This is a genomic window from Bacillus sp. 22483, from assembly GCF_052044605.1.
Lineage (GTDB): Bacteria > Bacillota > Bacilli > Bacillales > Bacillaceae > Bacillus > Bacillus altitudinis.
In genome coordinates this window covers 35,452-47,420 of the sequence record NZ_JBQENU010000010.1, presented here as the reverse complement: position 1 = coordinate 47,420, position 11,969 = coordinate 35,452, and the positions used below count along the sequence as shown (strand labels likewise).

12 protein-coding genes are annotated in these 11,969 nt (G+C 42.8%); 4 read left to right on the top strand and 8 right to left on the bottom strand.

Annotation, left to right across the window (positions count from 1 at the left end; all coding sequences use genetic code 11):
• Positions 1–20: 20 nt before the first annotated feature.
• From ACTJJQ_RS14655 to ACTJJQ_RS14645, 3 genes are all read right to left on the bottom strand, one after another.
• Entirely contained in the window at positions 21–524 is a 504-nt protein-coding gene (locus ACTJJQ_RS14655) for a GNAT family N-acetyltransferase (protein ID WP_024720188.1), read from the bottom strand.
• Positions 525–541: 17 nt separating this feature from the next.
• Positions 542–1,867 carry an LLM class flavin-dependent oxidoreductase gene (locus tag ACTJJQ_RS14650; RefSeq protein WP_335350121.1) on the bottom strand — a complete coding sequence of 442 codons (1,326 nt, stop codon included), beginning with the start codon at positions 1,865–1,867 and terminating at the stop codon, positions 542–544.
• Between the two features lie 198 nt (positions 1,868–2,065).
• The gene (locus ACTJJQ_RS14645) at positions 2,066–3,850 is read right to left on the bottom strand and encodes a right-handed parallel beta-helix repeat-containing protein (RefSeq protein ID WP_440600328.1); all 1,785 of its coding nucleotides are present in this window, start codon (positions 3,848–3,850) and stop codon (positions 2,066–2,068) included.
• 263 nt (positions 3,851–4,113) lie between these two features.
• Between ACTJJQ_RS14645 and ACTJJQ_RS14640 the strand changes: the two genes are divergently transcribed.
• Positions 4,114–5,607: a peptide MFS transporter gene (locus tag ACTJJQ_RS14640; RefSeq protein WP_039166246.1), complete on the top strand. Its 1,494-nt coding sequence runs from the start codon at positions 4,114–4,116 to the stop codon at positions 5,605–5,607.
• Between the two features lie 44 nt (positions 5,608–5,651).
• Here the strand turns inward: ACTJJQ_RS14640 and ACTJJQ_RS14635 are convergent, their stop codons facing one another.
• Positions 5,652–7,085 (bottom strand): amino acid permease, encoded by a 1,434-nt coding sequence (locus ACTJJQ_RS14635; protein WP_440600327.1) that lies wholly within the window; start codon positions 7,083–7,085, stop codon positions 5,652–5,654.
• A gap of 288 nt (positions 7,086–7,373) precedes the next feature.
• Positions 7,374–7,994, bottom strand: a complete 621-nt coding sequence (locus tag ACTJJQ_RS14630) for a dienelactone hydrolase family protein (RefSeq protein ID WP_440600326.1) — start codon at positions 7,992–7,994, stop codon at positions 7,374–7,376.
• Positions 7,995–8,355: 361 nt separating this feature from the next.
• Here ACTJJQ_RS14630 and tcyA point away from each other — a divergent pair, with 361 nt between their 5' ends.
• From tcyA to ACTJJQ_RS14615, 3 genes are read left to right on the top strand one after another with little or no spacing between them, the layout of a single operon-like run.
• On the top strand, positions 8,356–9,171 hold the full coding sequence (tcyA, locus tag ACTJJQ_RS14625) for a cystine ABC transporter substrate-binding lipoprotein TcyA (RefSeq protein WP_007498178.1): 816 nt from the start codon (positions 8,356–8,358) through the stop codon (positions 9,169–9,171).
• Positions 9,158–9,850: an amino acid ABC transporter permease gene (locus tag ACTJJQ_RS14620; RefSeq protein WP_012008905.1), complete on the top strand. Its 693-nt coding sequence runs from the start codon at positions 9,158–9,160 to the stop codon at positions 9,848–9,850. Before tcyA ends, ACTJJQ_RS14620 begins: the two co-directional genes overlap by 14 nt.
• 12 nt (positions 9,851–9,862) lie before the next feature.
• The gene (locus tag ACTJJQ_RS14615; RefSeq protein ID WP_007498183.1) at positions 9,863–10,606 is read left to right on the top strand and encodes an amino acid ABC transporter ATP-binding protein; all 744 of its coding nucleotides are present in this window, start codon (positions 9,863–9,865) and stop codon (positions 10,604–10,606) included.
• Between the two features lie 38 nt (positions 10,607–10,644).
• Here ACTJJQ_RS14615 and ACTJJQ_RS14610 read toward each other — a convergent pair whose 3' ends face one another.
• From ACTJJQ_RS14610 to ACTJJQ_RS14600, 3 genes are all read right to left on the bottom strand, one after another.
• Positions 10,645–10,929: an AbrB/MazE/SpoVT family DNA-binding domain-containing protein gene (locus ACTJJQ_RS14610; protein ID WP_041508244.1), complete on the bottom strand. Its 285-nt coding sequence runs from the start codon at positions 10,927–10,929 to the stop codon at positions 10,645–10,647.
• 109 nt (positions 10,930–11,038) lie between these two features.
• A complete protein-coding gene (locus ACTJJQ_RS14605) occupies positions 11,039–11,599 on the bottom strand; it encodes a class D sortase (protein ID WP_440600325.1) in 561 nt (186 codons plus the stop codon).
• A 6-nt stretch (positions 11,600–11,605) separates the two neighbouring features.
• Positions 11,606–11,969: LPXTG cell wall anchor domain-containing protein (locus tag ACTJJQ_RS14600; protein ID WP_440600324.1), on the bottom strand; the 364-nt coding region annotated here is incomplete at its 5' end.

The window sequence follows — 11,969 nt, the reverse complement described above, 5'->3', positions numbered from 1 at the left end:
TCGTACACCCTTCTTTCCTCTTATGGTTGTGTAATATCTGATCGTAATTGTTTTTTAAAATAAATGGTGATATGGCCTTTGCCTAGATCCTTTTCACCTGCTCTGACATAGCCTTTACGCTCATACATGTCCATGAGCCACGGATGCTTATCAGCTGTCCCAAGAGAGACAAACGGTACCTTTAGTGTGTCCCTTAACACTTCAGTTTCAACCCACTCAAGCAAGGCTGAGCCTGTGCCTTTTTTTGCCGCTGGTTCTGAAGCAAACCACCAAATATGCGGAACGCCGAATGGTCCTGGCTGTTCTCCCCAAGGCATACGGAGTGATAAGGTGGAGAGAAGCTCTCCGTTTTCTTCCATTACATAGCAAAGGTTCTTTTGTACATTTTTCTGAACGAGGGCGACATCTGCATGTGCTGCTTGGAACTGGATGCCGAGCTCACGAATCGGTTCATAGGCTCTTGTTGTCAGTTCAAGCAGCGCTTCTATATCATCCTCAGTTGCCAGACGAAACGTATATCCCAACGTTAGTCACCTCACCTTTATGTCGTGTAGCGATTTTTTGGCTGTTTTAAGCCGAGATTTTCTCGTAAAGTTTTTCCTGTGTATTCTGTTTTGAACAGGCCTCTTTCCTGAAGGATCGGAACGACGCGGTCTACGAAGGCATCAAGTCCTTCTGGCAATAATGGCGGCATCACGTTAAAACCGTCGGCTGCTTCCTCAACGAGCCATGTCTCCATCACATCTGCTAGCTGCTCTGGTGTTCCAATGAAGATATGGTGCCCACGGGACCCTGCAACAGATTGGTAGAGCTGGCGAATGGTCAGGTTGTCCTTTCTCGCCATATTCATCACAAGGTCAAAGCGGCTTTTCACGGCATTTGACGCGCTTGGATCAATCTCTGGAAGTGGTCCGTCTAGTGGATACTGCGAAAGATCAATACCCCCTAAGTAGTTTTGTAAAATGCTAAGGCCGATCTCTGGAACAATCAGCTCTTGTAATTCTTCATACTTCGCTTTTGCCTCTTCTACTGTATCGGCAATGATTGGGAAGATGCCCGGCATGATGCTGACATCCTCTCTAGCTCGTCCAGCAGCCTCTACTTTTCCCTTCAAACTTTGGTAAAATTCCTTCGCTTTGTCGAGATCGTTTTGCGCCGTAAAAATAAGCTCAGCCGTTTTAGCCGCAAGCTTTTGACCATCTTCAGAAGACCCTGCTTGAATGATCACTGGCTGTCCTTGAGGGGTGCGTGATACGTTAAGCGGTCCCCGTACGGAGAAGAATTCACCTTTGTGCTGCAGCTCATGAAGCTTACTAGACTCAAAGAATTCTCCTGTTTCTTGGTTTCTTACAAGTGCGTCCTCTTCCCAAGAATCCCACAGACCTTTGACGACATCGACGAATTCTTCAGCTCGTTCGTATCGTTTGTGGTGCGCTAAATGCTCTTCTCCGCTAAAATTTTTCGCTGTTTCTTCAATAGAAGATGTGACCACATTCCATGCTGCTCGTCCGCCTGATAAATGATCGAGTGAGGCAAACTGTCTCGCAATATGGAATGGCTCACTATATGTAGTTGATGCTGTTGCTGCTAAACCAATTGTTGAGGTAGACTCTGCAATCGAAGAAAGCAGGGTGAGCGGTTCAAATCTCGTTAATACATTTGGATGAGATGTATGATTAATTGATAAGCTATCGGCTAAAAAGAGCAAATCCAGCTTCCCTTCCTCGGCCTTTTTCGCTAATTGTTTAAAGTAATCAAGATTCATGGCTGCGTCTGGTACTGCTTTCGGATGTCTCCAAGAGGCGACATGATGTCCAGTTCCCGCGATGAACACGCCTAGCTTGAGCTTCCGTTTCGGCTGTGACACTTGTTCTTCATCCTTTCTATATCTTCCTTGTATCAAGTTATTATTTTACAAGATACATTTTTCTGATTGAATTAATCGGTTTTATCCATAAAAAAAGGGCAAATGTTGCGAAAAATGAAAAATAATTATTACTATATGCCCTTTTTACATGATTGTCAACCGCCTTCTGAACCTCCAAAAAAAGGGATTTACAGGCGTTTACGGTAGATCAATTTCAATATTTCCGATGAGCCGGTCCGTGGAGTGTGTCATCAATTGACTGCGCTCTAGTACGTTATGGGCAATCACCGAATGAGTGGAGGATATGGTGCGGACGGCAATCGCTTTTTGAGGAGAGAGATTAATGATGTTATTCCGCAGCACACGTGCTGAGACAACCTCATCAAGAAAAACGGCTGTCGGCTGTCCGATTGAACGATTTAAATAAAAGCGGTTATCACCAATTTGGGGTGAGCCATTTTTAATATACATCACCACATATAAGGACGTTTCTTCAAAGGAATTGTCTTTAATCTCTAAAGGAGCGGTCGTATTGCTGTAGACGGCATAGTTTTGATAGTGCTTAAAACGATTCTGCCATATGAAAGCCTTTGCATTTCCTGTCACGCTGATTGTATACGAAGATGCGAGCTGTGAATGTCCTTCTTGAATAAAGTGATTGCCGTTGATCCCCGCTTCTCCCTCCTGCACCCATATCCCTCGGCTGAATTCCTTGAATTGATTATGCTGAATTAAGATATTCGTTCCTCTGACCATCGCCGCATCGATGACAGAGTAGACGGTATTGTTTGAAAAGACAATGCTGTCTGATTGATAAATACGCAGCGATGTACTTCTAAGCCGTGTGTTTGTCCCTGACTCAATATGGTTTCCTTCTATTAAAATACGATTGGCCATATAGACAGACACAGCCGCATCTTCAAAAAGACTGATTTTATTACCTGTGATGTGCACGCTGTCTCCCCTCACATCAATACCCTTTTCAAATCCTTCAATCATATTGCCAATAATGATCACATTGTTTTCCGATTGATCAAGCGGCACGCCTAAGCTCGTAATCCCTGCTTTTGTCACGCCCCCTCCCACTGCACGAATTAAATTATTCGCAATGATCATTTCAGTGGCGAAGCCATAGGAGATACTGCTGTCCGTTTGATTGCCTTCAATGATCACACCATAGCCATTGAAATTATAGATAGAGCTGGCTGCGCCGCCTCTGACTATGTTGTTTCGAATTTGAATATTCAGCGGTTCCTCCAAGTTGGTCGCATTTTCTCCGTATCCTTCAATATCAATGCCCATTTTTGGCTCGACCCCATTTACCCCTGCCCTTTCAAGCAAACAGTCTTCCACAATGACACCATCACAGCCTGTAATAGAAATATTGTTTCGCCTTGAGTCAGTGATGGTGCAACCAGAAATATGAATAGACGAAGCTGGCGAGTACGATTCGATATGGGTCAATAAACCGTGCGGACTGACAATGATGCCGTCTCCCGTACAATTGTTGATTTGAACACGATCGATATTCACATGGGAAGCACCTTCAATACACACCCCGAAGCCCCATTCATGTGTTTTTCTTTCTGGCGGGAGTGCCTTGTACACATGCTCATCACGGTCGCCTTCAATCCGCCCGCCCCGAATGGTCACATGCTCTACCTCTCCAATATAGAAGGCTGCATATCCCCACGAATCATTTGGTTTCACTTTGATAACGGCATCTGATGCCATCTCAATACAAATATGACTTGGCACTCGTATGCCGGCATTACGAAAAGGAAAAAATTGATCCCCCCTGTACACCGCATCTATTAGATACGTTCCACTCGGCAACCAGACGTGGGAGTAGCCCTGTGCTTTTGTCCATTCCAGGCATTCGTTCAGTTTCGCTGTACAGTCCGTTTTCCCGTCAGCAATCACGCCAAAGTCTAATACATTGACAACGGGTTTCTTCAGATCAGATTTATTTACATCCCCCAATGAAAACCCCTCCTTTTTACACATGTCCTCTTGTCATCCTATGCATGTGGGAAAGGTTTGCTTGTACGATATTTCAAATTTTATATAAATTCTTCCGAAATAACTTTCCGATGATTTTTACTTGAGCGAATTTTTCATCTTTTTGAGTCTTTACGCCTATTGAACTAACATTTTCCTGTTTTAGAATAGTTTTATATTGACACAAGAACTATACAAGAATATCATTTTTCTCATATCTCTTTTTTTAAGAAAGGATCTATGCCATGTCTACAATTGACCACGATAAAATTGTTAAAAGTGTTCCTCAAAAAGGGTTTTTTGGACATCCTAAAGGGCTTTACACACTGTTTTTCACTGAATTTTGGGAGCGTTTTTCTTATTATGGCATGCGTGCACTGCTTATTTATTATATGTACACAGAGGTGACAAAAGGCGGTCTTGGTTTCGACCAGACAACCGCTAATTCGATCATGTCTGTCTATGGTGCGCTTGTCTATATGTCAGGCATTATTGGCGGATGGCTCGCCGACCGGGTATTTGGTTCGTCCAGTACGGTCTTTTATGGCGGGGTTTTCATTATGCTTGGTCATGTCATTTTGGCACTGCCTAGCGGAGCAACAGCGCTCTTTATTAGTATGGGGCTGATTATTATCGGGACAGGCCTCCTAAAGCCGAACGTATCAAACATAGTCGGTGACCTGTATACAAAAACAGACCCTCGCAGGGATTCTGGATTCAGTATTTTCTATATGGGGATCAACATGGGTGGTTTTATCGCCCCATTAATTGTCGGAACACTCGGTCAAAAAGTGAATTTCCACCTTGGTTTCTCACTCGCTGCCGTTGGTATGCTTGTTGGACTGATTACGTTTGTCATCACGAAAAAGCCGAATCTTGGACTTGCCGGCACTTATGTCACAAATCCACTATCAGCTGCTGAACGCAAGAACTTCAAAATTTTCGGTACATTGATCGTGATTGTACTTGCTGTTTTTGCTGTCATCGGCATTCAAACAGGAGCGCTCACGATTAATCTATTCACTTGGTTTGTCAGTGTCCTTGGTGTGCTGATTCCAATTGTTTATTTTATTGTGATGTATTTTAGTAAAAAAACGAGTGCAGTGGAGCAGTCGAGGGTACTCGCTTATATTCCATTGTTCCTAGCTGCGGTGATGTTCTGGGCCATTCAAGAACAAGGCTCAAATATTTTAGCCACATATGCAGATCAGCGAACAAACTTGAATTTCCTTGGCATGACATTAGCCTCTTCTTGGTTCCAATCATTGAACCCAATCTTTATTGTGCTCCTGTCACCAGTATTTGCTTGGTTATGGGTCAGACTCGGTAAGAAACAGCCGTCTACCCCGATTAAATTCTCACTTGGCCTTCTGTTCGCAGGATTATCCTTTATCATTATGATCATTCCTGCCTACATGTCTGGACCACATACACTTGTAAGCCCACTATGGCTCGTTCTAAGCTTCTTCCTTGTCGTCATCGGAGAGCTTTGCTTATCACCAGTTGGGCTGTCAGCCACAACAAAACTGGCACCTGCTGCCTTCTCAGCGCAAACGATGAGCCTTTGGTTCCTTTCAAATGCAATGGCACAGGCGATCAATGCGCAAGTGGTCAAGCTGTTTGATAAAGTGCCAGAAACCGTCTATTTCGGGATCATCGGCATGCTCGCCATCATTTTATGTGGTGTCATGCTCCTGCTTACACCGGTGATTAAGAAAGCGATGAAAGGCGTGCATTAAATTGAAAAAGAAGCCTCCCAAATGGGAAGGCTTCTTTTTTTGAATTAAAACCGAATCTCATCATCTCCGTGGATTTGCAGCTGGAGCGGTTCACTTTTCACCTGATGTTTTTTCACATAGCGGTGATAGACAACATATCCAATGATCATGAGCGGTACGCCGACATACAGCCCAATCCGCTGCTCCGCATCAAAGGCAAGACTAATTAGCACAATCGAATTCAGCGTGATCGCAGTGATCGGCAGTACCGGATAAAGAGGGGTTTTAAATTTTAGGTTTTCCAGCTTTCCGCCTGCTTTCAAATATCTTCTGCGGAAAAGCAGCTGTGATAATGTAATCGTAATCCAGCCGGTTTGGGCACTCATGCCCGCAATAGACACGATCCAAGCAAAAACGGTTTTCTCTGCAAAGAATCCTGATAATAACGAAATACCTGTAAACAGGAAAGTGAGCAGTAAGGCATTCATCGGGATGCCCCGCTGATTGACTCGTCTAAACGCCTTCCCTGCCATTCCTTCCTTCGACAAAGAGTACAGCATTCTCGTAGAGGCATATAGGCCAGAGTTCGCCACAGATAATAAAGCAATGATAATGACAAAGTTCATGATATCTGCCGCATAAGGAATGCCCGTTCTCTCAAACACAGTGACAAATGGGCTTTGCAGCACACTCGCTTCTTTCCAAGGCACCATACCCGCTAAGACAAAAATAGATAAAACGAAAAAGACGAGTGTACGCCATACGGTCTGATGGATCGAACGGGGAACGGTTTTCTCAGGGTTTTCACTTTCTCCTGCCGCAATCCCGATCAGCTCTGTTCCTTGAAACGAAAAATTCACCGTGATCATCGTGACGACAACGGCAAGCAAGCCATTCGGAAACAGACCATCACTCACAAAATGACTAAAGTAAGGAGCTGGTTCCCCGCTCGTCGTTTGAATAAAACCAAACATCGCCGCTCCGCCTACGCCAATAAATAGTAAGATGGCAACAATCTTAATGGTTGAAAAGAAAAACTCGGACTCCCCGAACGCTTTCGCTGATCTGGCATTTAATAAGAACAAACACAGCCCAAATATGAGACACCAAATCCACACATCCACTTGTGGAAGCCAGCGTCTCATCAGCTGCCCTGCTGATAAAAATTCCAGCGCCACGGTGGCTGCCCAGCCAAGCCAATAAATCCAGCCAACCGCAAAACCCGCTGCAGGACTCACAAATTTCGTCGCATACGTATGAAAAGACCCCGACACAGGAAGCGCGACTGACAGCTCTCCCAAACACAGCATGGTTAAATACATAATCAATCCGCCCACTATATAGGAAAGAACAGCTCCGACCGGCCCTGCTTGTCCAATCGTATAGCCTGTTCCAAGGAAAAAGCCTGTCCCAATGACACCGCCAAGAGAAATCATAAATAAATGGCGGGAGGTCATCGCCCTTTTCAATTGTTCGGGCTGATTTTGTCCAACATCCACAATGATGCCCTCCTTCTTCTAAGATGTTCTGTTATCAAAACATGTCTCCATGTGATTATTCCATTTTCAAAACAACCTACTAATTATACATCTTTTATAATAAATATGCTTCCTTCTATCGTCACTGTTTCAAAGTCTTTATTTTAGTAATGTTCGCACAACTATACGGTGATTCTGATCATTTGATAGGATGCCTTATATCCAAAAGAATTGCACAAAAAAACCAGCATGCAAACTTACATGACACACTGGTTTCATTTCCCTCTATTCGAGTCTCATTTCAAACAGTCATGAGTCATTTTTCTTTTGTAGACACTCTTTGATAAAACCATCTATATCTTGAAAGCAGCGATTTTTAGATTCAGCGTGAAAAGTCGCAGAATCTGGATTGGCGAACCCATGCTGCCCCTTTACTATTTTCACGCAAAGCTTTTCCCTTTTCTCCAAAACATCCGCAACCTCCCGAGGGTTAAAAGAAGCTTCAACTTCCGGGAAAAATAACAGCGTTTTACAGGAAGGCGTCATATCAAGAAAATCCCTTATCCTTGAACCATAAAATCCAATGACTCCGGTAAACAACTGATCATATTGGCTGCATTGCCAAGCAATTGTTGCCCCCACACTAAAACCTATCAGACATATGTCTCTCTCTGCATTTTTCGTTTTTAACTCTTTTGCCACATTCAATACGATCTTTACCGATTCATCAAAACCAACTTTATTCATAAAGTAGTCATATGCCTCATTCTCACTGGCATAAGGGAAGTGTTTAGCCTGTCCTAATAAATGAGGACAATAAACCTCAAAACCAGCTTTGTCAAAATGATCGATCATACTCTTCATATGATCATTTATTCCATATATTTCGTGTACTAAAATCATGACAGGTTTTTGTTTCAATGTATGCAAATGATCACACTTCCCTTTTATTCCGTTTGTTCACTGGAGGATCTTGTACTTTAGAAAGTCATTTAAGTCAACTGATCAACACCCACATAAACTTCTTTCGATGTGAAAATCATAGCATATTTTACCATTAAGTAGTCTATCTCACATTCTCATCAATCGAACTCTCTTCATCATCGTTTGAGAATGCGTTTGGTTTTATCCACCTTTTGTTTTGGGTATAGTTCTATCGTTTATCCGTTCAACCAGTTCAAGGCATAAAGTTGGTGAGATTCGCTCAAGCTAGTTTCAAATGCTTTACTTTTAGGTTACTTCTCTGTAAGATCATATGTTGTAAATACCAACAAGAAAAGTGGGGAATAAAATGAAAAAAATGTTCTTTGCCATTATTTTAGGCGCTTGTGTTGCATTGATCACGGCATGTGGATCAGCTGCAAACGACAGCGCAAATAAACAATCTGGGTCTAAGGAATCAGGTGACCTTTGGAAATCCATTCAGGATAAAGGCGTATTAACCATCGGTACAGAAGGTACATATGCTCCTTTCACCTTCCATGACAAAAAGACAGATAAACTAACTGGCTATGATGTCGAGGTCATCACAGAAGTTGCAAAACGTCTTGACTTAAAACCAGAATTCAAAGAAACACAATGGGACAGCATGTTTGCTGGTCTGAATTCAAAACGTTTTGATGTGGTAGCGAACCAAGTTGGTAAAACTGGACGTGAAAATCAATATGATTTCTCTGATAAGTACACAACGTCTCAAGCCATTGTTGTGACAAAATCAGATAACAATGACATCAAGAAACTTTCTGATGTGAAAGGCAAAAAAGCAGCACAATCGTTAACAAGTAACTACAATAAACTAGCAACAGATGCTGGCGCTAAGATTGAAGGCGTTGAAGGTCTTGCACAATCTATTCAATTGATTCAGCAAGGACGTGCTGATTTGACGTTCAATGATAAATTGGCTGTCTTGAATTACTTGAAAACAAGCGGTAACAAAAACCTAAAAGTTGCATTTGAAACAGGAGATCCACAAGAAACGTATTTTGCCTTCAGAAAAGGCAGCGGCGAAGTCGTTGACAAAGTGAATGGCGCACTAAAAGAAATGAAGAAAGATGGTACACTTGCTAAGATTTCTAAGAAATGGTTTGGTGAAGATGTTACAAAGTAATACCCTAGGAGTCGTCATTCCTTGGGATCTTCTTCAGCAATCTTTTTGGCCAATGGTGATGCAGGGGATTTATTATACAATCCCCCTTGCCATCATTGCCTTCATTATTGGTATTTTTATCGCGCTTGTGACAGCTCTTGCTAGAATGTCTAAAATCAAAGCCCTCAGATGGATTTTCTCCATCTATGTGTCGGCCGTTCGCGGAACGCCGCTTTTTGTGCAATTGTTTATTATTTTCTATTTCTTTCCGACATTTAATATCACACTTGATCCATATCCAAGTGCTATCATCGCTTTTTCTTTAAACGTAGGTGCGTATGCTTCGGAAATTATCCGTGCATCCGTCCTATCTGTTCCAAAAGGACAATGGGAAGCGGGGTATTCGATTGGGATGACCCATCGCAAAACGCTCGTCCGCGTGATTTTACCGCAGGCAGTGCGTGTATCGATTCCGCCGCTGTCTAATTCATTCATTAGTTTGGTGAAAGATACATCACTTGCCTCCCAAATCCTTGTGGCTGAGATGTTCCGTAAATCACAGGAAATAGCTGCGGCGAACTTGGATCAAATTTTATTTATTTATATGGAAGCAGCCCTGATCTATTGGGTATTCTGCTTCATTCTATCGCTCGTTCAACACCAAATTGAAAAACGACTTGATCGATATGTCGCAAGGTAAGGAGGGAACGACATGCTAACAGTCAAAGGCTTAAACAAATCCTTTGGTGAAAATGAGATTTTAAAGTCGATTGATTTTACGATCAACAAAGGGCAGGTTGTGGCGATTCTTGGTCCATCAGGTTCAGGAAAAACAACGATGCTTCGCTGTTTAAATGCACTTGAAATTCCAAATGCCGGCTCCTTTACCTTCGATGATTTCTCGATTGATTTTTCTAAAAAAAATAAACAAGCTGATTTGCTCAAGCTTCGCCGGAAGTCAGGCATGGTGTTTCAAGATTATCATCTGTTCCCACATCGTACTGTTCTTGAGAATGTGATGGAAGGTCCAGTCCAAGTCCAGCGCCGTCCGAAAGAAGCGGTGCGAAAAGAAGCGATTCAGCTCCTGCAAAAGGTAGGACTTGAGGATAAAAAAGATTTGTATCCCTTCCAGCTGTCAGGCGGTCAAAAGCAGCGTGTCGGCATTGCCCGTGCACTTGCCATTCAGCCAGAGCTTATGCTTTTTGATGAACCAACCTCTGCGCTTGATCCTGAGCTTGTCGGGGAAGTCTTAAAGGTCATGAAGGATTTAGCGAAAGAAGGCTGGACGATGGCGGTTGTCACACATGAAATCAAGTTTGCCCAAGAAGTGGCGGACGAAGTGATTTTTATTGATGGCGGCGTCATCGTCGAACAAGGTCCTCCTGAAGAAATCTTCAAACGACCAAAGGAAGAACGAACAAAACAATTCTTAAACCGGATTTTGAATCCAGTATGATCAAAAAGGCTGTTCTCATCATGTGAGAACAGCCTTTTTTATATCTCTTTTTGCAGCCGCAGCGCTAGTAAATCTTGCAGGAGCAGTCTCGCTCCCTCTGGGCTGACAACTACTCCGCCTGACAACGCCTTATTGGAACATGTGACTTGCCCTGTAACGATACAAGGTTTATCCTGCCAATAAGGCTTTATCACAATGTGACTTTCTTCTTGATAGATTTCAATAAAATCTTGTGGGTGAATTTTCAACCGTTTTCTTATATCTGTCGGCAGGACAATTCTTCCAACGTTATCTATATACTTTACATCTTCTTTATTTAACAAATTGACCCCCCCTGCATCTCTAGATATGATATAGAAGATTCCCTGTTTATCAAGGGATTAAGCGCTCTAATCGGTTAATGAAAGAATGAGCTGCAGGCTGATCCAGTGGCTAAATACGCTTCCCATATATAATATATCTGTTTGGCGCAGGACCAATGAAAGAAAAAGGATAACATGTGGTGAGGATAAGTTCTTCCTTTTCCTGTTGTAGTGTAATAATACTTTGATCATCTTTTTTCACAATCTTTGTTTTCTCAATTTCATAGGTAAACCGACCGTATGAAAGCTCTATGACAAGTTGATCCCCTTTCACAAGTTCTCCTGTTCGTCTAAACACAGTATCACGATGCCCAGATAAAACGATTTGTCCCTGTTCGTTAGGAAAATAGCTCTCGTGATAATGACCAACTCCCTTTGCCAAATCCGCCGCCGCTGTTCCTTCTACAATTGGTAACTCAGCGTTTAACTTTGGAATGTGCAAGAGCCCAATGGTTTCACCAGCCTCCGGCACAAAAGAGGAATCCATTTTCCCCTTTTGCTGGATGGCTGCTTGCGCAGACTGGAATGATTGATCTACTTGTCTTTGTCCATCAACGATTTTCATATATCCTACAATCACAAGACAAATACCTGCTGTAATCAATAGAGCTGAGATGATTTTTTGAACCATGGACGATTATCCGTTTCTTTTTCTTCTTTTCCATACAATAAGGGATGCACCTATTAGTACAAGTGCAAATCCTGCTAGTAAAAGGTTGTACATCTCTGTTGCAGTGTTCGGAAGATGATGACCAGGTGTATCCGGTTCTGAATGAGAAGGCTGCTCTGGATTTGTTGGCACCCCTGGCACATGCGGCGGCGGTACTACCGCTGTTGAGTTTTCAGGTTTGTCTGGTTCGTCAACATTATCACCCTTCACAACTGCGATATTTTGAATGGTTTTACCTTCAGATCCTTTCGTGACCTTCGCTTCAAAAGTAACCGTATGCCAGTCTGTGTCTTTAATATCACCAAATTGACCGGTCACTGTGCCTTTTGTG